The organism is Kitasatospora sp. NPDC057936 (assembly GCF_042887525.1).
Classification (GTDB): Bacteria; Actinomycetota; Actinomycetes; order Streptomycetales; family Streptomycetaceae; genus Kitasatospora.
Window position 1 is genome coordinate 135,404 of the sequence record NZ_JBHVPD010000003.1, and the last position, 20,596, is coordinate 155,999.

Sequence of the window (20,596 nt, forward strand, 5' to 3'; positions counted from 1 at the left end):
CTCGGGCCAGCGGGGCTGGTTGGGCGCCCGATGATTACGGGGTGAGTCGCTGCAAGCCTCGGATGACATCCCGGTGCGCTCCCTCACCCCCGCTCCATTGCGAGGAATTCATCGACTCGTGCCAGGTAAATACCAGCCATCCCTTCCATTTCCCGCAAAGACGCCACAAGTTGTTCAGACTCCCCGAGGGGCAAGATCGGGCCACTCTCCGCCATCCTGCAACAGTAGACACGGTAATGCTCTGGGCTGGCCAATTCCTTAAACTTGACCGCCACATGCCCCGCCGCGCCAGAGATTACAGGATCATATTCCCGCGAGAATCTCTCGGAGAGTTTTTCGGCCGCATCTAGCAACCCGGCCTCCCGGAAAGAACTGATCATTTCTAGCGGCGCATACGAGCTGTCGATCACTAGATCGGCTACTAGGGTGGCAGCCTTCCCCAAAAGATCAAGGGCAAGGTGACCTAGCCCCATGCTCATCAAATTCCCGGTTAGCGGTCTCAATTTCAATAGGTCTCGGACTTCGACCTCGCCAGTCTGGGCCTGAATCCTCTGCAGCACATCCTCGAAAAGCTGACTATCTCTATGTTTCACCACGGCGCCCAGAAATGCCAAATCCCCGATACTTGCTCCCTTTCTCGCAAGGAATTTCCGCGCGATGACGCTACTCGAATCAAGCGCTTGCTTACTGTTAGCGCAAACTAGGGTCTCGATGAGATATAGCGCGCTACTCGGATCCTCCGAATCGGAGTACACCCACTCTTCTGCCAATGTCATCGAGAACTCTGAAACTGCATCATGAAACCCCCAATCGCCGAGCGTTTCCAGAATTACTGCACACTCGAAGGCGGGGCCAGCTCCCAGAGATGGGATGCACTGACTAATGAACCCGGCCAGCTCACTTACTAGCTCTTCATGATCGGCAACTTCTTGGAGCTGGCAGATCATGAACCCGATATCTTCAGGGTTCGAGTAATCAAGCTCTTCTATTGCCCGATCTAGCAGTTCGCGGACCACTTTTGGGTTGGCTGTCGGGTTCCTGAGCAGGCTTGTAATCGCTACAGGGTCGCCGCATACAGCAAGGGGCTCCCAGAGCCTTGCTGCCAGCGCATCCTTTCCGCGATCTTCGGCGGCCCAAATGATGTCATACGGCAAACTTAGGTCGCCATCCAGCCTGCCCACCGCGCGCCAATAGCTTTCCGGAGCCGGGGAGCGCTTTCGCTCTTGCTGGGCATGCTGAATTAGGTAATCAGCCAGCTTGTATGTGAAATCCCCGCTAGCTCCTCTCTGCGATCTCAGGCGCGCAAGAGGCGCGGTAGCACCCTTGAGCTGCCGCCCTAGTAGATCAGTAGCCTGACTGAACCATTCCGCATCTGTGGCGCCCCACTCCTCTTCCGTAAGATATCCGGGCGCGGCACTGCGCAGGAATTCTGGGGTTGCCGTGTTCAATCCGCTCATCGCCGACCAGTCCATGGCTGTACTAAGCACTGCCCATGCGGTCGGCGAAACTTCGCGGGAGTCTTTGAAGAACTCAAGCAGGGCGGGTCCAGCTGCAAGGTACTGGGTCACTCTTCCATTTGAAAGGTCGACTGCAATTCTTACCCTGCTATCCAGGCGCGCATGCTCCTCTAGCATGGAATTAGGAAAGTCTGGCGTAATGTCAATCCTGTGCGTCATGCCAGAGAGCAGCGCACGGGATTGGCTAAAGCGATCCTCCGCTGGCGATGCTTGGGTCATGACTTCCCGCCAATAAATTGGCCACATGGTCCCAATGAAAAGAGTTTCAGACTTTCGAGACAACGCCACTCGAAGCGACGCGGCGACACGCTCTCCCATGATGGGCGGAAAAAGATAGTCTTGAAGCTCATTGAGCCAGACCACTGTCTTTTCTGGACGCGCCCCACCTTCCAGAAAGGCGAGAAGCGCTTCCGGCTTGCTGGGTGCAATGGGGTGATAAAAGCTCCACCCTTGAGGCAGTTCCTTGATGGCCTCGTATGCAGCCCTCGTCTTTCCGGTTGAGGACCCTCCAACAAGAACAATTAGTTGTGGATTTTTGCCGAGCAGGGCAGAACGGAGGGCGCCGTCGTGTGCGCGCGCCATGTATGCAGGCAAGCCTGCAGGGGCTCCGTCAATTACGATTGGTTTATGCACCTCTAGGGCATAAGGACTGTCCAGGGCCATTTTCAACGAAGTTGTTCCGCCTGCCGGAACGGCGTCACTTCGCTTAGTTCTCTTCTCAGATCGAGCAGCGAGGCGAAGGCGCTCAAAATGTGCCTCCCTCCCAGTTCTGGGAGACTTTTCCCACGCTACCTCGCCTGAATTATTCCAAGATCCCAGGACCCGCACCAGGATGGTAAGTTCTTGTTGTCGAGCAGGAATTGACTTTCCGTTGATCCACTCGTTGACAGAAGAAGTATTCAGGCGTGTCGGAGGGGCTGCCTTCGCGGCTCTACTGATCACCGAGTCCAGTGGTGGCCTTCCTGCAGCTGCGTAGAGGCCTCCCAGCTCCTCTGTGAACCGTTCGATGGCGCCCCTGGAGTCCACCAGCGCTCTCCTTGCCGCTGCCCGTCCGGCATCCGTCTGGCATCCGTCTCCGGATGGTTCTTATGAGTCTCTGACCTGCCGTTTTGTGACTAGCGGCTCCAGAGCCCTTCTGCGTACCTCCACAGTCTGACTCAGCGCAGATCAGTTGCGCAGAGGTACATCGAACCTGGAGGTAGGTCGCTTTGACTGTGCTTGGGCAGATGCCGACTTCGGCCGTCGCGTTGCTCCTCATCTTGACGCTCCTGGGCGTCATCGTGGTCGTAGGCGTAGTTCTTCCTGCGGTGTGGTCCCGGCGCACATACAGGCGTAACGCCGCCCGAGCGGTCCTTGGGATGCTCGTGCAGGTCGTGTCGAAGCAAGGTCGGGTCACCTCGGAAGCAGGTGAGGGAGATACACCCGCGCCCAGCAGGTGAGGCTCCGTTGGGGCGGCGCGCACCTCACCGAAGCCGTCGTGAGGGTGCCTATGGGTCTGACCATGGAGGCTGTCGTGCGCCTACCTCATGGGTGCGGCGCACACCGCCAGCCAGCCCCTCACGGCCCACGTTCTGGGGAGAGCTCTGGGAGAAGATGCTGCGGCTTAGCCGCCACCAGGACTGCCGTAACCAACGGCGTCCGACGCTCTGACCTGCATGTTTGTGCCGTAGCGCAGGTGGCCACTCGGCCCGGACCTCATTCGGGAGGAAGGAGTTGTCGATGCTGCCAGCGCGGAAGGTGGCATTGACCAGAGGTCCCGCCAACGTGCAGGTGGCAGTGCGTGATTTGGGGTACTTACCTGAAGATGCTGTCAGCGGGCGTAGCTACGCTGCCGTGTGTGGATGTCCTCATGGGAGAGGTCCTTGACCTCCAGCGGGTGTGGTCGGCGCAGAACACGACAGAGATGAAGCGCCGCGGCGTGGTTGTCCGTAAGGAGCTGTCAGCTCAGCTGGCGGCTCACGTCGAAGCGATAGCTGAGACCCTGGGGACGCCGGTCGAGGACGTTGGGATCGAGGGGCGGGACGGTACCGGCCTGAAGACGGAGATCCCCTGGACTCGGGTCTTCTCGCAGGACAGGTCTCCGAGCGCGACGACCGGTTGGTACATCGTCTACCTCTTCAGCTCCTCGGGTGACAGGGTCTACCTGTCGCTGAACCAGGGCACAACGGTCTGGACCGGTACGGACTTTGCGCCCCGGAAGCCGGAGGAGTTGCGGGCCCGTGTCGTGTGGGCTCGCCCCTTGATTGCCGCCAGCGCCAGCGCCAGAAATGACCTCGTCCAGAACATCGATCTGCAAGCCCGGAAGTCTCACCTTGGTGCTGGGTACGAGGCCGGCAACGTTGTGGCCATTGAGTACCTGCGCGATCGCATCCCCGACCAGGAGACCCTCATTGCCGATGTTCTCTTCATGACCTCCCTCTTGGCCGAGGTGTACCGGGGTGAGGCGACCGCATTGCACATCCCGGGGGAGGCCGCGCCGGAGGTCCTGGAGACCGTCGAGGTAGCGGCTCGGGCAGCCGGTCGCCGTACCCGCCCGTCGAAGGGCGCGAGGGGCCAGGGCTTCCGACTGACCGTCGACGAGCGGCGCGCCGTCGAGCTGAGGGCGGTGCGGATGGCCACGGACTACTTTGAGGCCCAGGGCTGGGAGGTCAAGGACGTCGGCGCCAAGGAGTCCTTCGATCTGCTCCTCAGCCGGGGCGAGGAGAGGCTCCACGCGGAGGTCAAGGGCACCACTTCCGAGGGAGGCCAGGTCGTTCTGACGAGGGCCGAGGTCGAGCGCCAGCGGGCCTTGGCCCCTCACAATGCCCTGGTCGTTGTGCACTCCATCGACCTTGATCGCACGTCCGCGCTGGCGGTAGCTACGGGCGGGGTTCTGAGCTGTACTTCCCCCTGGACGATCGAGGAGAACGACCTGACGGTCGTCTCCTACCTCTACACGACCGGTCTCTAGTGCGCGGGGCGCGGTCGGTCGCGGGCGCCGGCGTGCGGTGGCTGGGGAGCCAGCAGGATAGGTGAGCCCCAGGACAGGCAGGCCGCCGGGCGGCTGCTCCTCTCGGGGGGCTCCGTTCTAGCGATCGTGGTCGGGGCGCGGGCGGCACCCTCTTGGACCGGTCGCCCGAGGGCGTGCCCGATCGAGGAGGGAGTCGCCCGCCCAGCTGGGGAAGTGCTGACAGGTACGGGGCGGTAGTTAGCTGGCTGTGGGCCTCGAAAGGACTAGTTTCAGGTCCTGGTGCTCGTCCAAGGTCCAATGCCTGCCAGCGGCATCCTCGAAGGTCACCGACGGAGCTTCGCCGCGCAGAAGATCGACGGACGTATGCCACACCTCGAAAAGAAATCGCACGCCTGGTCCGACAACTGGCACGGGAATTGACGCCACTGTCTCTCGAGTGTCAGTGCCACTCTGCGAGATGCGCGTCAGACGTGCAGAACTGGCTGGAATGGAACCAAAGTTCAGACTGGCTGCCTTTATCGGTGAGTCACTTCCATTCTCCACGACAGCGGCAGCACGGAAGTATCCAGGCTTCTCTGGGTCCAGGGCCACAGGGCGCGGAGCCAGGATCACCTGCCGCGCCTGAGCGGAGCGTCGCTCGTCTCGCTCCAACGTGATGACTTCCATCTGTTGCTCAATCAGCTCTGACTGCTTCGAGATGTAGTCCTGCTGTTCCTTGAGCTGCTCGTTCTGACTGGTGAAGGTCTTAACGGCATAGATGCCTGCGACAACCGCCGCTACAGCCGCAGTCCACGTTGGGGCGTCGCCCCAATGGATCTCATGCCTGAGATGGATGGCGACTAGGAGCCCTCCGATGGCGATCACCACACTGATGGCCACGGCTGTCGACTTCCCGCGTCTCATCGCACCCTCCTTGAATGATCAACAGGGCGCATAGGCTAGTTGGGAAGTGGCGACTTCAGCCAGAAGCCGAGCACAGGCGGGGTGCAGGTGGGACGCGCGCATGGCGGCGGTACGTGGTGTCATCAGTCTCACGGGAGCGACCTCTGGACTCCGCTGACGGCAAATCCTGACGGCAACAACGACGTACATGGGGCGGCAGGGAAGTCTGCCAACGTCCGGCCGCAGGGAGGGATGCGCGGCTTCGTTGAGCCTGTTCGAGCGGTCGAACGAGCTTACAAAGCAGATGTCGGCGGTTCGAAACCGTCCGCGCCCACCAGTTGTCTCGAAGGGCCGGTTCAGGAGTCATTCCTGGGCCGGCCCTTCGGCGTTGTGGGGCGTGGTGGTGAGGGGCTCATTTTGGTCCGTCGGGTGGGGGCTGCTGTGGGTGGCGGGGGGTGTTGGGGCGGGTGAGGATCGGGGGGTGGACGAGTCGCGGGCGGCGTTGTCGGCGCGGTTGAACTGGTTGCGGGCCGCGGTGCTCGGGGCCAATGACGGGGTGGTGTCGACCGCGGGGATCGTGACGGGTGTCGCGGGGGCGGCGGGGTCGCGGACGGCGTTGCTGGCGGCGGGGGTCGCGGGGCTGCTCGCGGGGGCGATGTCGATGGCGGCCGGTGAGTACGTCTCGGTCAGCACCCAACGGGACACCGAGCGGGCCGCGTTGGCGAAGGAGCGGCGGGAGCTGGCGGAGGATCCGGAGGGGGAGCTCGACGAGCTGACGGACTACTACCGGGGGAGCGGGCTGACGGACGGGCTCGCCCGTGAGGTGGCGGTGGCGCTGACCGAGCGGGACGCCCTCGCCGCGCACGCGCAGACCGAGCTCGGCATCGACCCGCAGGTGCTGACCGATCCGTGGCAGGCGGCGCTGGCGAGTGCCGCCGCGTTCACCCTCGGGGCGCTGGTCCCGTTGCTGGCGGTGCTGTTGCCGCCGGAGTCGTGGCGGCTGCCGGTGACGGTGGCGGCGGTGGTGGCGGCGCTGACGCTGTCCGGGTGGACGAGCGCCCGGCTCGGCGGGGCGGGTCCGGCGCGTGCGGTGCTGCGCAACGTCGCGGGCGGGCTGCTGGCGATGGCGGTGACGTACAGCGGGGGCGTGTTGTTGGACCGCTTCACCGGGTGAGCGTGCCGGAGCTTCCGGAGGCGGGCCGCCACGGCCTGTGTTTGTGTGGCAGCAAACCGCTTGGGAGAGGTGAGCCGTCGTGACCATGCCCCCGTTCGGATCCAGCGATCCGTTCTCCGACCTGCTCAGCCGGTTCTTCGGGATGAGTCCGCTGGCCTCCCCGCCCGCCGTTCAGCGGGTGCCGATCGGCCGGTTGCTGAGCGAGTCGTCGCAGGAGCTGCTGGCGATGGCGGCGCACCGCGCGGCGGAGGACGGGAGCAGCGACCTCGACACCGCGCACCTGGCCTGGGCGGCCACCCGGGTGGAGCCCTCGCGCCGGATGCTGGAGCGGGCGGGCATCGATCCGGACGAGCTGTCCGCGGACCTGGAGCAGGCGCTGCCGTCCGGCCCCGTGCCGGCGGTGGACGGGCAGCCGGCTCTCACGCCCTCGGCCAAGCGCGCGCTGCTCGCGGCGCACGCCCGTTCGCAGGCGGCGGGGGCGTCGTACATCGGTCCGGAGCACATCCTTGGCGCCTTGCTGGACCAGGAGCGCTCGGGCGCGGGGGCGGCGCTGCGCAACGCGGCGCCCTCGCAGGAGGCGCTGAAGACGGTGCTGGACGGGCGGGGCTTCGGCGGGGAGCGCAGCAGTACGGGCGCGCACCCGAGCGGGACGCCGACGCTCGACGAGTACGGGCGGGACCTCACCGAGGAGGCCCGTTCGGGCCGGCTGGACCCGGTGGTCGGGCGGGCCGAGGAGATCGAGCAGACCGTCGAGATCCTGTCCCGCCGCACCAAGAACAACCCGGTGCTGATCGGCGAGCCGGGCGTCGGCAAGACGGCGATCGTGGAGGGGCTGGCGCAGCGGATCGTCTCGGGGGACGTGCCGCAGAGCCTCAGGGACAAGCGCGTGGTCACCCTGGACCTGACCGCGCTGGTGGCGGGCTCGAAGTACCGGGGCGAGTTCGAGGAGCGGCTGAAGAACGTGATCGACGAGGTCACGGCGGCCGAGAAGAGCGTGGTCCTGTTCCTGGACGAGCTGCACACGGTGGTCGGCGCGGGCGGTGGCGGCGAGGGTTCGATGGACGCCGGCAACATCCTCAAACCGGCCCTCGCGCGCGGCGAGTTGAGCGTGGTCGGGGCGACGACGCTGGACGAGTACCGCAAGCACGTGGAGAAGGACGCCGCGCTGGAGCGCCGCTTCCAGCCCGTGCTGGTGCCGGAGCCGAGCGTCGAGGAGACCGTGGAGATCCTCCGGGGGCTGCGCGACGCGTACGAGGCGCACCACCAGGTGCGGTTCGGCGACGATGCGCTGGACGCGGCGGCGACGCTCTCGGACCGGTACGTCAGTGACCGCTTCCTGCCTGACAAGGCGATCGACCTGCTGGACCAGGCGGGCGCGCGCGTGCGGTTGCGCAGCCTGTCCGGTTCGACCGCGGCGACCTCGGTGCAGGACCGGATCACTAAGCTCAAGCGGGAGTTGGAGGAGGCTGTCGCGGACGAGGAATTCGTGCGGGCCGCCAACCTGAAGACCGAACTGCGGCAGACCGAGGACGAGCTGGCGGCGGTCGCCGAGTCCCGTGAGGAGGTCGTCGCGGTCACCGCGGACGACATCGCGCAGGTGCTCTCCTCCCGGACCGGCATCCCGGTGGCGGAGCTGAACGCGACCGAGCGGGAGCGGCTGCTCAAGCTGGAGGAGCACCTGCACGAGAGGGTGATCGGCCAGGACGAGGCGGTCACCGCGGTGTCCCAGGCGGTGCGCCGCGGCCGGGCCGGGATGGGCGACCCCGAGCGGCCGACCGGTTCCTTCCTCTTCCTCGGGCCGACCGGCGTCGGCAAGACGGAGCTCGCGAAGGCGCTGGCGGCGCTGCTGTTCGGCGACCCGGACCGCATGGTCCGCTTCGACATGAGCGAGTTCCAGGAGAAGCACACCGTCTCCCGGCTGGTCGGCTCGCCGCCCGGGTACGTCGGCTACGACGAGGCCGGGCAGCTCACCGAGGCGGTGCGCCGCAAGCCGTACAGCGTGCTGCTGTTCGACGAGGTGGAGAAGGCGCACCCGGACGTCTTCAACCTGCTGCTCCAGGTGCTGGACGACGGGCGGCTGACCGACTCCCAGGGGCGTACGGTCGACTTCCGCAACACCGTGGTGATCATGACGAGCAACATCGGTTCGCAGCGGATCCTCGACCACGCGGGGAACGTCGACGAGATCCGTGACGACCTCATGCGGGACCTCCGCCTGCACTTCCGGCCGGAGTTCCTCAACCGGATCGACGAGGTGATCGTCTTCCACGCGCTCACGCGCAAGGACCTGTTGTCCGTCGTCGACCTGCTGCTGGAGCGCAGCCGGCGCCGGCTGAAGGCGCAGGACGTGCGGCTGGAGGTGACCGGGGCGGCCAAGGAGTTCCTGGTCAACCGGGGTTACCAGCCGGAGTTCGGGGCCCGGCCGCTGCGTCGGACGATCCAGTCGGAGCTGGACAACCGGGTGTCCAACCTGCTGCTGGACGGCACGGTGCGGGAAGGGGACACGCTGATCGCGGACGTGGGGGAGGGCGGTCTGGTGGTCACACTGGCGCGGCCGGAGCCGTCGGCGACCTTCGACGAGGCGGAGGCGAAGGCGGCGGTCGGGGCCGGGACCGGAGCTGGGACCGGAGCTGGGACCGGAGCCGGGACCGGAGCTGGGACCGGAGCCGGGACTGGGGTCGGGACCGGGGCCAGGGCGGCCGATGCGGAGGCCGGCGCGGCTGCGAGGGGGTGAGCCGCGGCGGCCGGGTCCCGGGCGTGGCCCGCAGGGGCGTACTCCCGGGGGAGTACGCCCGAACGCCACTGGTGGAGGACGCGCGCGGGCGGGGCGCGGGTCTAGCCTTCCGGGCATGATGCCGCCGATGTCCCCGCCGCCGTCGGAGCGGCCGCCCGGTCGGAGCGGGGCCGAGCCCGGTGCCGCGGACGGCCCCACGCCCGCCGACGGTCCGGCCGGGCCGCCGCCCGAGCCGTGGCGTCCGCCGTGGGTGCGGGGTGCCTGGGGCGGCCGGTCGCTGGGGCTCGCGGTGGGCGTCGCCGTGGTGCAGGTGGTCGGGTCGTCGTTCGCCGGGCGGCACCAGAGCGGGCGGGTCCCGCTGGACGCGTTCGGCTACGTCCTGCTGCTGCTCGGCCCGGCCCTGCTGGTGGTGTGCCGCAGCCGGCCGGTGCCGGCGGTGGCGGGCACCTCCGTCGTCACCGCGGGGTACCTGGCCGCCGGGTACCCGTACGGGCCGGTGTTCGCGAGCTGGCTGATCGCCTGCTGCTCGGCGATCGCCTGCGGGCGCCGCAGGGCGGCCTGGGCGGGGATGGTTGGGGTGTACCTGGTGCACGTCCTGGTCACCTTCGTGCTGCCGGACGGCTGGCAGCGCGTGCCGCGCACGGCGTTCTCGTGGCAGCAGGAACTCGGCCTGCTGGCCTGGCTGTTGCTCGTGCTGGCGATCGCCGAGATCATCCGGTTCCGGCGCGAGCGGATCGCCGCCCACCGGGCCTACCGGCAGCAGCTGGAGCAGCGCCGGGCCAACGAGGAACGGCTCAAGATGGCCCGGGAGCTGCACGACATCCTGGCCCACAGCCTGTCGCTGATCAACATCCAGGCGGGGGTCGGGCTCGCGCTGCTGGACCAGCGGCCGGAGGAGGCCCGCGCGGCGCTGGCCACCATCAAGTCGACCAGCAAGGAGGCGCTCGGCGAGGTCCGCCAGGTGCTCGCGACGCTGCGCGGGCCCGGGGCGGCGCCGCGCGGCCCGGCGCCCGGGCTGGCCCGGCTCGACGAACTCACCGACCAGGCCGACCGGGTGGGGCTCACGGCCGAGGTGCACGAGCTGGGCGACCGGCGGCCCCTGAGCGCCGCGGCCGACCTCACCGCCTTCCGGATCGTCCAGGAGGCGCTGACCAACGTCGTCCGGCACTCGGCGGCGCGCGAGGCGGTCGTCGTCCTGGACTGGACGGATCCGGAGGCGCTCGTCGTCAGGGTCGAGGACCCGGGCCCGGCGGTGCTCGGCGACGCCGGCGGATCGGGCAGCGGGCTGGCCGGCATGCGGGAACGGGCGGGCGCGTTCGGTGGCACCATCTCCGCGGGAGCGCTGCCGGGCGGCGGCTTCCGGGTACGGGCGGAGCTGCCGACACCGAAGGCGGAGGGCGAGTGATCCGGGTACTGCTGGCGGATGACCAACTGCTGGTGCGGGCGGGCTTCCGGGCCCTGCTGTCGCTGCAGGACGACATCACCGTGGTCGGGGAGGCGGACGACGGCGAGGCCGCGGTGCTGCTCGCCCGCGAACTCGTGCCGGACGTCGTCCTGATGGACATCCGGATGCCGCGGATGGACGGCCTGGAGGCGACCAGGCGGATCGCCGAGGACCCTTCGCTGTCCTCCGTCCGGGTGGTCGTGCTGACCACCTTCGAGCTGGACGAGTACGTCTTCGAGGCGCTGCGGTCGGGGGCCGCGGGTTTCCTGGTCAAGGACACCGACCCGGCCGACCTGCTCCGCGCGATCCGGGTCGCCGTCGCGGGGGACGCGCTGCTCTCCCCGGGCGTGACGCGGCGGCTGATCGGCGAGTTCGCGGCCCGTTCGAAGGCGCCGGAGGCGGGGCCGGCCGGGCTGGCGGACGTCTCCGGGCTCACCGAGCGGGAGCGCGAGGTGCTGGCGCTCGTGGGGATGGGGCTGTCGAACGAGGAGATCGCTCGGCGGCTGGTGGTGAGCCCGCTGACGGCGAAGACGCACGTCAGCCGGGCGATGGTGAAGCTCGGCGTGAGGGACCGGGCACAACTCGTCGTGCTCGCCTACGAGTCGGGGCTCGTGCGGCCGGGCTGGCTGGGCTGAGCGTCCGGGGCCCGGCGCTCCTCCTGGTGGCCGGGCCGCCCCTGGCCGCCGCCTCTCCGGCGACGTTTCGTCCCTCTCCGGCTACTTCCTCCCGGCTGCTTCCGCTCCGGCTACTTCCTCCCCGGCGTGTCGCAGCCCGCTCGTACTCCCTCGGGAGTACCCCAACTGCCTCTGCCGGTGGGACGCGTGATGAGACCGCCCGGCGGGACGCTCTAGTCACCTCGGGAAACCGCCCGAGGTCCTGGAGGCCTCACGCCGAGGAGATGAACCACCCATGTACACGCTGCTCGCCGACTGGGACGGGCACGGGCCCGGTCCCTGGATCCTGTTCTTCCCGCTGATCTGGATCGCCGTCGTGTTCCTGGTGATCTTCGTACTGCGCCGGACGGTCTGGCGCCGCGGCTGCGGGTACCGCGCGGGCGCCGACCACCCGCTGGCCGTCCTCGGCCGCCGCTACGCCGAGGGCGACATCGACGCCGAGGAGTACCGCTCGAAGCGGGCCGTGCTCAGCGAGTCGCCGCGGTCGCCGCGCGACGGGGCGGGGGGAGGTGCCGGGAAGTGACGACCCTCGACGTCCTGCACGGCACCGCCGCCCGGGTCGCCGACGCCGTGAAGGTCTACGGCGTCGGCGGCACGGAGGTCCGGGCGCTGGACCGCGTCACGGTGGAGTTCCCGGCCGGGCGCTTCACCGCGATCATGGGACCGTCCGGCTCGGGCAAGTCCACCCTGATGCACTGCGCGGCCGGCCTCGACACCCTCACGGCCGGCCGCGCGTGGATCGGGGATACCGAGCTCGGCCCACTGGGCGACCGGCGGCTCACGCTGCTGCGCCGGGAGCGGCTCGGCTTCGTGTTCCAGGCGTTCAACCTGGTGCCCACGCTCACCGTCCGGGAGAACATCACCCTTCCGCTGGACCTCGCCGGGGCCGCCCCCGACGAGGCCTGGCTGACGACCCTCATCGACGTCGTCGGCCTCGGCGACCGGCTGCACCACCGGCCGAGCGAGCTCTCCGGCGGCCAGCAGCAGCGGGTCGCGGTGGCCCGGGCGCTGGCCGGGCGGCCGCAGGTGGTCTTCGCCGACGAGCCGACGGGCAACCTCGACTCCCGCACCGGCGGCGAGGTCCTCGGCCTGCTGCGCCGCGCGGTGGACGAGATGGGCCGGGCCGTCGTCATGGTCACCCACGACCCGACGGCGGCCGGGTACGCCGACGAGGCGCTGTTCCTCGCCGACGGACGCCTGGTGGACCGGATGGAGCGGCCCACGTCCGGGCTGGTGCTGGACCGGATGAAGGCCTTCGAACGGGGGCGGTCGTGACGGTCCTCGACCCGGTCGTGCTGCGCCTCGGCCTGCGCTCGCTGCGCGCTCACAAGCGGCGGCTGGCCGGCACGCTCCTGTCCATCCTGCTCGGCGTCAGCTTCCTCACCGGCACGATGGTGCTGGGCGACACCCTGCGGGCCAACTTCGACACGTTGTTCGCCGATGCCAACGCGGGCACCGACGTCGTCGTGCGCAGCGCCGACGTGCTCGACTCCCCGGGGACGGCCGGCGGTGTCCGGGCACCGGTGGACGCGGCGCTCGCCGACCGGCTGCGCGCCGTGCCCGGGGTCGCGGCCGCCGAGCCGTCCGTCCAGGGCGCGGGCCAACTCGTCGGCGCCGACGGCAGACCGATCGGTGGCCAGGGCCCGCCCACCCTCGCGGGGAACTGGCTCGCCGACGGTCGGCTCAACCCGTACCGGCTGGCCGAGGGCCGGGCACCGGCCGCCCCGGGCGAGGTCGTGATCAACCGGGGGGCCGCCAAGAGCGGTGGGCTGCACGTCGGTTCAACCACCGTGCTGCGCACGCCCGATCCGGTGCCGGTCACCGTCGTCGGCATCGCGACCTTCGGCGCGAGTGCGGACGGTATGGGGCCGAGCACGTTCACGGCGATGACGTTCGCGGACGCCGAGCGCCACCTCACTCCCGAGGGCGCGGGGCAGGCCAGTTCGATCCAGGTCCGCGCGACGGGCGGGGTCTCCCAGCAGGAGCTGGCGGCCCGGATCGCGCCGCGGCTGCCGGCCGGGGTGCAGGCGGTCACCGGCGCGGCGGCCACCCGGGAGAGCACCCAGCAGCTGTCCGGGCGCTTCCTGAGCATGTTCACCACGCTGCTGCTGGTCTTCGCCGGGATCGCACTGCTGGTGGCCACGTTCACCATCCACAACACCTTCGCGATCGTGGTCGCCCAGCGGACGAGGGAGAACGCGCTCCTGCGGGCGCTCGGCGCGGTCCGCGGCCAGGTGCTCGCGGCGACGCTCGCCGAGGCCCTGGCGGTCGGCGTGCTGGCCTCGCTCGGCGGGCTGCTGGGCGGGATCGGGGTGGCGACCGGGCTCAAGGCGCTGTTCTCGGCGCTCGGCTTCGCGCTGCCGACCGGCGGCATGGTGATCAGCACCGCCGCGGTGGTGCTGCCGCTCGCGGTCGGGACGCTGGTCGCGGTGGGCTCGGCGCTGCTGCCCGCCGTGCGGGCCGGGCGGACGGCACCGCTGGCGGCGCTGCGCGAGACCGGCGTCGACCGGGCGGCCCAGGGGCGTTCGGGCGTCCTGCGGGTGCTGCTCGGGGGCCTGCTGATCGCGGGCGGGGTGCCGGCGGCGGTGCTCGGTGCCACGGACGGTCCGTCGGTGCTCCTGACGGCCGGCGGGGCGCTCGCGGTGCTGGTCGGCGTGGTGGTGCTCGGGCCGGTCGCGGCGGCGTTCGCGGTACGGGTCCTGGGCGCGCCACTGCCCCGGCTGCGCGGGGTCTCCGGCACCCTGGCCCGTCGCAACGCGGCCCGCAACCCGCGCCGGACGGCGGCCACGGCGAGCGCGCTCATGATCGGGGTCGCGGTGGTGACGCTGTTCACCGTCTTCGGTGCGTCGATCAAGGCCACCCTGGACGACACGGTCGACAAGTCCTTCGCGGGCGATCTCGCCGCCACCGCACCGTCGTTCGGCGCGGGCGGCAGCGGGATCAGCCCCAAGGCGGCCGACGCGCTCGCGGGACTGCCCGAGGTGCGGCAGACGGTCGGCCTCGGCCGCGGCGTGGCCCGGATCGACGGTCACGGCCGGGTGCTGGACGTCACCGATCCGGCCCGCCTGGTCGGGATCGTCGACCTCGGCCGGGTCGAGGGCTCGCTGGACGCCCTCGGCACGGACGGACTGGCGGTCTCCCGCGGCGAGGCGGAGCAGCAGGGCTGGAAGCTCGGCCAGAGCGTGACGGTCGGCTTCGCGGACGGCGCGAGCGGTCCCTTCACCATCCGCGCGCTCTACGAGGGCGGCGGGCTGGCAGGTGACTACCTGATGACCCGCCAGGCCTGGGCGCCCCACCGGGGGCAGGACAGCGACACCCTGGTCGCGGTCGGGCTGCGGGCCGGCGTCTCCCCGGCGGCCGGCAAGGCGGCGGTGCAGCAGGCGCTGGTCCCGTACGGCGGTCCGCAGGTGCAGGACCGGGCGGAGTACGCGGCGAGTGCGGTCGCCGGGGTCGACACGATGCTCTCGGTGGTCTACGCCCTGCTGGCGCTGGCGGTGCTGATCGCGCTGCTGGGCATCGCCAACACGCTGACGCTGGCGGTGCACGAGCGGACCAGGGAGCTGGGCCTGCTGCGGGCGGTCGGCCAGACCAGGGCGCAGCTGAGGGGCATGGTGCGCTGGGAGTCGGTGCTGGTGGCCGCCTTCGGGACGGTCGGCGGGCTCGGCCTCGGGGCCTTCCTCGGCTGGGCGCTCGTGCGGGCCTCCGACAGCGCGGGGACGGGTTCGTTCGCGATACCGCCGGTGCAACTGGCGGTGGTCCTGACGGCCGGTCTGCTGGCGGGCGCGGTGGCCGGGCTCCGTCCGGCGGGCCGGGCGGCACGGCTGGACATCCTGCGGGCGATCGCCACGGACTGACCGGCGGGAGAGCGCGGGACCACAGGGAGGTGACCGAAGAAGAGCCCAGGCCGGAGAAGGGCCGACAGCGAAGAAGGGCCCAGGACGAGGAAGGGCTCAGCGAAAGGAGAGCCAAGGAACGGACATGGCGAACGCCCCCAGGAGAAGGCACCGACCCGGCACCCGGCCGGGACGTCAGTCCGCCGCCCGCGGGAACACCTCCCGCAGCAGCGGGTCCGGCAGGCCGCGGCGGCGCCACTCGCGCGGGTAGCCGAGCGAGACCTCCTCGAAGGGCACGCCGTCGTAGCTGGTCTTGCGCGGGATGTGGAGGTGGCCGTAGATCATCGCGGCGGTGTTGAAGCGGCGGTGCCAGTCGGCCGTCAGCTCGGTGCCGCACCACTGGGCGAACTCGGGGTACCAGAGGATCTCGGTGGGGTGGCGGACCAGCGGGTAGTGGTTGACCAGGACGAGCGGCAGGTCCGGGTCGCAGGCCGCGAGCCGCTGCTCGGTCAGCCGGACGCGCTCGCGGCACCAGGAGTCGCGGTCCGGGAACGGATCGGGGTGCAGCAGCCGCTCGTCCGCGCACACGATGCCGCTCTCGTAGGCGGCCGCCAGGGACTCCTCCTTGGTGGTCGTGCCCGGCGCACGGAAGGAGTAGTCGTAGAGGAGGAAGAGCGGGGCGACGGCGACCGGCCCGCCGGCACCCTGCCAGACCGGGTACGGGTCCTCGGGGGTGAGCACCCCGAGCCGGCGGCACATGGCGACCAGGTGCTCGTAGCGGGCCACGCCGCGCAGCTGCACCGGATCCTCGGGGTGGGTCCACAGCTCGTGGTTGCCGGGGGCCCACACCACGCGGGCGAAGCGTTCGGCGAGCAGTCCGAGCGCCCACTCGATGCTGGTGGAGAGCTCGGCGACGTCACCGGCGACGATCAACCAGTCGTCGGGGCTGGTGGGTTGGAGCTTCTCCACCAGGCCGCGGTTCTCCTCGTAGGAGATGTGCAGGTCGCTGACGGCGAGCAGCCTCCCGCCCGCCGCGCCGCTCCCCGGCTGCGCTCCGCTGCCGTACTCGGTCGTCACTCCTGCCCCCTGTGGTCACCGGTCGATGCCGCCACAGTACGGGGCAGGGCCGGGTTCGCGGGGCGGAACCGCGGAGCTCAGCGGCGCGCGGGGACGCGGCCGGGCTCAGGAGCTGGGGGTCCGGTTCAGGAGCCGAACTCCATGATCACGCCGTGCGCCGAGACGGTGGTGGCGGTGAAGACGGCGAGCGCGGCGACGCCGAGCACGAGGCCGAGGACCGCCCGGCCACGCCGCCGGGTGCCGCGGACCAGGGCGAGCGTGCCGAGGACGATGGCCAGCGGGCCGAGGACGATGTTGAAGATCAGCAGGCCGGGGAGGCCGAGCAGGAAGGAGGCGACGGCGAGGTTGTCGGCCTCGGTGACGGTCGCTTGGCTCGCGGTGGCCGGCTGGTGGTCGGTGACGGTGCTCATGACGGTGGCGGGTCCTCTCGGGTGAAAGGAGCGGTGAAAGGGGCGGAGAAAGGAGCTGGGTCGGAAGGAGCCGAGGGCGGCAGGGGCTCAGCGCTGCCGCAGGCGGGCGATGCCCTCGCGGGCGCCAAAGGCGAGCAGCCAGGCGGTGATGGCGGCGGAGGCGGTGAGGAAGACCGGGAGCGAGGTGTGTGCGGCGGCGCCGATCAGGACACCCATGGCGACGAGGGCGGAGAGCAGGATCACGGCCGACCAGTCCTTTCCGGTTTCGGCTTCGGTTTCGACGTCGGGTTCGACGTCGGGTTCAGTCTCGGCGTCGAGCCTGACCCCGGTTTCGGTTGACAAGTGTTCACCGAGTTGGCCTCACTCTACGCCGGGCTGGCCAGGTTCGGCAAACAGTTGTTTACTGAATGGCGTGAATCACACCGAGGGGGCCGAGTCGCCCCGGAGCGCAGGGGCCGAGCAGCCCGAGACTGTCGGCGTCAGACAGGCCCAGAAGCAGCAGAGCCGCCGGGCGCTGCTGGATGCAGGCCTGCGCCTGCTGGCCGATCAGAATCTCGCGAGCCTCGGCGTCCGCGAGGTCACCCGCGCCGCCGGGCTGTCGCCGGCCGCGTTCTACCGGCACTTCCCGGACCTCGCCGCGCTCGGCGTCGCGTTGGTCGAGGAGTCGCTGGCGAGCCTGCACCTCATGATCCGCTCGGTGCTCGTCGGGGAGGGCGGCGCCGAGGAGCTGATCGACCGCGCGGTCGACGTCATCCAGCGGCACGTCCGCGAGAGCCGTGCGCACGTGCGCTTCCTCGCGCGCGAGCGGCACGGCGGTGTCCGGCGGGTGCGGGAGGCGATCGACGCCGAACTCGGCCGTTTCGCGGCGGAGGTGGGTGCGGCGCTCGGGCTCCAGCCGGTCTCGGCGGGCTGGAGCGAGGGTGACCTGCGGATGCTCGCCGAGTTGTACGTGGACCACATGGTGTCCACGGCCGCCGCGTTCCTGGAAGCGCTGGAGGCCCAGGAGGCCGATCCGGGCCGCGAAGGGCGGATCGCCGCGACGGCCCGGCTGCAGTTGCGCCTGATCAGCGTCGGTCGGCGCCACTGGCAGAGGAGTTGAGCGCACCGGTCGGCCGGAGTCGATGACCGCGGCCGGGGTGTGCCCCGGCCCTTGCGAGTGGCCTCTCCGTTGACCTCTCCGTTGACCTCTCGGTGGCGGCGGACCTCTTGACATCTAGTCATGTCCGCGACAGCTTTGGTGGACCCCCACACCGAGAGGTCTCTCATGAGGAAGCCGCTCATAGGCATGCTCGCGACGGTCCTGGTCGCCGGAGCCACCACGCTGGCCGGACTGGCCCCGGCGCAGGCCGCCCCCCTTGCGAACGCCCCCCTTGTGAACGCCCCCCTGGCGAACGCCGCCCCCCTTGCGAATGTCGCGACGGGCGCCAAGGGCGCCATCGCCGCCCCCGCCCCGGCGGATGCCGCCGTCGACTTCACCGGCACGGTGGCGCTCGACAACTGTTCCGGGTCGTTGGTCCGGATGCCCGGCTCGGCAGGCAGTGACCCCGCACTCGTCCTGTCCAACGGCCACTGCCTGGAGTCCGGTATGCCCGGTCCCGGTCAGGTGGTCACCGACCAGCCGTCCAGCCGGACGTTCACCCTGCTCGACGGTTCCGGCGCCGACCTCGGCACGCTGAACGCGGTCAAGGTGGTCTACGGCGCCATGACCGACACCGACGTGTCGATCTACCAGCTCGACTCCAGCTACGACACGATCCAGGCGCAGTACGGGATCGCCCCGCTGACCGTCTCCGCCGACCACCCCGCCCAGGGGGCCGACATCCGGGTGGTCTCCGGTTACTGGAAGCGGATCTACTCCTGCTCGGTCGACGGTTTCGCCTACCAACTGCGGGAGGCGGACTGGACGTTCAAGGACTCGGTCCGCTACACGTCCGGCTGCAACGTGATCGGCGGCACCTCCGGCTCGCCGGTGGTCGACGCGAACAGCGGGTTGCTGGTCGCCGTCAACAACACGATCAACGAGAACGGCCAGTCCTGCACGCTGAACAACCCGTGCGAGGTCGACCAGGGCGGCGCGGTGACGGTCCACCAGGGCATCGGCTACGCCCAGGAGACGTACATCATCCCGCCCTGCTTCGGCGCCGGGAACGTCCTCGACCTCACCCTGCCCGGCTGTGCCCTTCCCCGCCCCTGACCAGCACCTTCCGCGATGGGCCGCCCGCCACCCGGCGGGTGGCCCATTCGGCCGTCCACCGGGCGGCCGCCGCACCAACCGCACCGCAGAGTAGTGCCGATGAGGCAGCTGTCATATCCGTTGACCAGATGGAGAGTTGATGAGCACCAGGTTCAGAAGACTGCTGGTTTCCGCCCTGCTGATACCGCTGCTGAGCGCCGGCGGCGGCCTGGCGGCCCCGGCGTTCGCGCAGGCCCCGGCGTTCGCGCAGGGCACGGCCGCGACCGCCGCCCACGCGCAGCGCGACGTGGCCGCCGACCCGACCGCGGACATCAAGGCCCGCCTCGCGGCGATCCCGGGGATGACCATCACCGAGGAGAAGCCGACCGACGCGGACCACCGGTACTTCCTCCTCACCTACACCCAGCCGATCGACCACTTCCGTCCCTGGCTGGGCACATTCCAGCAGCGCATCAGCGTGCTGCACCGCGGCTACGACCGCCCGACCGTCTTCTACACCAACGGCTACACGCTGGGCACCACGCCCTCGCGCACCGAGCCGACCCGGCTGGTCGACGGCAACCAGGTCTCCATCGAGTACCGGTACTTCACCCCGTCGCGCCCGGAGCCGGCGGACTGGACCAAGGCCGGGATCCGCCAGGCGGCCGCCGACTCGCACCGGATCGTGACCGCGCTCAAGGAGATCTACCAGCAGGAGTGGCTCTCCACCGGCGCCAGCAAGGGCGGAATGTCCTCCACCTACTACCGCCGGTTCTACCCGGACGACGTGGCGGGCACGATCGCGTACGTCGCGCCGAACAACACCGACGTGAACGACGACGCGCCGTACTCCGAGTTCTTCCGGAACGTCGGCACCCCCGAGTGCCGGGCCGCGCTCGACGCGGTGCAGCGCGAGCTGCTGGTGCGCCGGGACCGGCTGGAGACGCGCTTCACGGCCGACAACAAGGCGGCCGGCTCGACCTTCGCCGTCGTCGGTTCGGTGGACCGGGCCTACGAGGGCAGCGTGCTCGACGTGGTCTGGGGCTTCTGGCAGTACAGCCTGCAGTCCGACTGCGCGAAGGTCCCGGTGGCGGCCACCGCGACCGACGACGAGCTGTACAAGTGGTTCGACGCGCAGGAGGGCGTGACCAGCTCCAGCGACCAGGGCCTCGCCAAGTACACCGCGTACTACTACCAGGCCGCGACCGAACTCGGCGCGCCCTACTTCGACGTCTCGTACCTGAAGGACCTCCTGCACTACGACTACAAGGAGCTGTACGCGCCCCGCGCGTACGTGCCCAAGGAGATCCCGACCACCTTCAACCCGAAGGCGATGCCCGACATCGACCGCTGGGTGAAGCGCGAGGCCGAGCGGATCATCTTCGTCTACGGCGGCAACGACCCGTGGGGCGCCAAGCCGTTCGAGCTCGGCCGGGGCAGCGACGACTGCTACGTCTACACCGTCCCGGGCGGCAACCACGGCTCCAACATCGGCAAGCTGCCGGCCGAGGAGTCGGCCGCGGCGACCGCCAAGGTGCTGGAGTGGGCCGGCCTGGCCGGTGGCCAGGACGACGCGCGCTCGCTCGCGAAGTCGCAGTCGCAGGCACCGTCGTCGCAGTACCGGATCCCGCCGTTCGGCCCGCTCGACGAGGAGGGCCAGAAGCTGGAGCGCCACCCGCTCTAGTGTCGTAGCCGGGTACCACGCACGCAGGAAGGCCGCCTCCGCTC

At 69.8% G+C, this 20,596-nt stretch carries 16 protein-coding genes; 11 read left to right on the forward strand and 5 right to left on the reverse strand.

Translation table 11 applies throughout. The features are described 5' to 3' along the window. Window positions 1–83: 83 nt before the first annotated feature. On the reverse strand, window positions 84–2,186 hold the full coding sequence (locus tag ACFVU9_RS02870; RefSeq protein ID WP_387589228.1) for a hypothetical protein: 2,103 nt from the start codon (window positions 2,184–2,186) through the stop codon (window positions 84–86). Between the two features lie 1,168 nt (window positions 2,187–3,354). On the opposite strand from ACFVU9_RS02870, the gene ACFVU9_RS02875 reads away from it, so the two are divergent. After that, complete coding sequence (locus tag ACFVU9_RS02875) at window positions 3,355–4,467, forward strand: MrcB family domain-containing protein (RefSeq protein WP_387589231.1); 1,113 nt, start codon at window positions 3,355–3,357, stop codon at window positions 4,465–4,467. A 237-nt stretch (window positions 4,468–4,704) separates the two neighbouring features. Here the strand turns inward: ACFVU9_RS02875 and ACFVU9_RS02880 are convergent, their stop codons facing one another. Continuing rightward, window positions 4,705–5,346, reverse strand: coding sequence for a hypothetical protein (locus ACFVU9_RS02880; RefSeq protein WP_387589234.1), 642 nt, complete (start codon window positions 5,344–5,346; stop codon window positions 4,705–4,707). Window positions 5,347–5,830: 484 nt separating this feature from the next. Between ACFVU9_RS02880 and ACFVU9_RS02885 the strand changes: the two genes are divergently transcribed. The 7 genes from ACFVU9_RS02885 to ACFVU9_RS02915 all read left to right on the forward strand — a co-directional run bounded on the left by ACFVU9_RS02885 (window position 5,831) and on the right by ACFVU9_RS02915 (window position 15,229). Next, window positions 5,831–6,523 (forward strand): VIT family protein, encoded by a 693-nt coding sequence (locus ACFVU9_RS02885; protein ID WP_380506526.1) that lies wholly within the window; start codon window positions 5,831–5,833, stop codon window positions 6,521–6,523. 85 nt (window positions 6,524–6,608) lie between these two features. Further along, a complete protein-coding gene (locus tag ACFVU9_RS02890) occupies window positions 6,609–9,257 on the forward strand; it encodes an ATP-dependent Clp protease ATP-binding subunit (RefSeq protein WP_387589342.1) in 2,649 nt (882 codons plus the stop codon). A 115-nt stretch (window positions 9,258–9,372) separates the two neighbouring features. After that, window positions 9,373–10,662: a sensor histidine kinase gene (locus ACFVU9_RS02895; protein WP_380506523.1), complete on the forward strand. Its 1,290-nt coding sequence runs from the start codon at window positions 9,373–9,375 to the stop codon at window positions 10,660–10,662. Then, entirely contained in the window at window positions 10,659–11,336 is a 678-nt protein-coding gene (locus ACFVU9_RS02900; protein ID WP_387589239.1) for a response regulator, read from the forward strand. Before ACFVU9_RS02895 ends, ACFVU9_RS02900 begins: the two co-directional genes overlap by 4 nt. Before the next feature lie 274 nt (window positions 11,337–11,610). After that, entirely contained in the window at window positions 11,611–11,898 is a 288-nt protein-coding gene (locus tag ACFVU9_RS02905) for an SHOCT domain-containing protein (RefSeq protein ID WP_380439346.1), read from the forward strand. After that, window positions 11,895–12,650 (forward strand): ABC transporter ATP-binding protein, encoded by a 756-nt coding sequence (locus tag ACFVU9_RS02910; protein WP_380493467.1) that lies wholly within the window; start codon window positions 11,895–11,897, stop codon window positions 12,648–12,650. The genes ACFVU9_RS02905 and ACFVU9_RS02910 overlap by 4 nt, the downstream gene beginning before the upstream one ends. Then, entirely contained in the window at window positions 12,647–15,229 is a 2,583-nt protein-coding gene (locus ACFVU9_RS02915; protein WP_387589243.1) for an FtsX-like permease family protein, read from the forward strand. The genes ACFVU9_RS02910 and ACFVU9_RS02915 overlap by 4 nt, the downstream gene beginning before the upstream one ends. 174 nt (window positions 15,230–15,403) lie before the next feature. Here ACFVU9_RS02915 and ACFVU9_RS02920 read toward each other — a convergent pair whose 3' ends face one another. The 3 genes from ACFVU9_RS02920 to ACFVU9_RS02930 form a co-directional block, all read right to left on the reverse strand. After that, window positions 15,404–16,285 carry a metallophosphoesterase family protein gene (locus tag ACFVU9_RS02920; RefSeq protein ID WP_380439352.1) on the reverse strand — a complete coding sequence of 294 codons (882 nt, stop codon included), beginning with the start codon at window positions 16,283–16,285 and terminating at the stop codon, window positions 15,404–15,406. Between the two features lie 125 nt (window positions 16,286–16,410). Continuing rightward, window positions 16,411–16,695: a hypothetical protein gene (locus ACFVU9_RS02925; protein ID WP_380439354.1), complete on the reverse strand. Its 285-nt coding sequence runs from the start codon at window positions 16,693–16,695 to the stop codon at window positions 16,411–16,413. 87 nt (window positions 16,696–16,782) lie between these two features. Then, window positions 16,783–16,938, reverse strand: a complete 156-nt coding sequence (locus ACFVU9_RS02930) for a hypothetical protein (RefSeq protein ID WP_380439356.1) — start codon at window positions 16,936–16,938, stop codon at window positions 16,783–16,785. A gap of 169 nt (window positions 16,939–17,107) precedes the next feature. Here ACFVU9_RS02930 and ACFVU9_RS02935 point away from each other — a divergent pair, with 169 nt between their 5' ends. The 3 genes from ACFVU9_RS02935 to ACFVU9_RS02945 all read left to right on the forward strand — a co-directional run bounded on the left by ACFVU9_RS02935 (window position 17,108) and on the right by ACFVU9_RS02945 (window position 20,552). Continuing rightward, a complete protein-coding gene (locus ACFVU9_RS02935; RefSeq protein ID WP_387589248.1) occupies window positions 17,108–17,794 on the forward strand; it encodes a TetR family transcriptional regulator in 687 nt (228 codons plus the stop codon). A gap of 165 nt (window positions 17,795–17,959) precedes the next feature. Further along, complete coding sequence (locus ACFVU9_RS02940; RefSeq protein ID WP_387589250.1) at window positions 17,960–18,889, forward strand: trypsin-like peptidase domain-containing protein; 930 nt, start codon at window positions 17,960–17,962, stop codon at window positions 18,887–18,889. A 139-nt stretch (window positions 18,890–19,028) separates the two neighbouring features. Beyond that, window positions 19,029–20,552 carry a S28 family serine protease gene (locus tag ACFVU9_RS02945; protein ID WP_387589253.1) on the forward strand — a complete coding sequence of 508 codons (1,524 nt, stop codon included), beginning with the start codon at window positions 19,029–19,031 and terminating at the stop codon, window positions 20,550–20,552. Window positions 20,553–20,596: the final 44 nt, after the last annotated feature.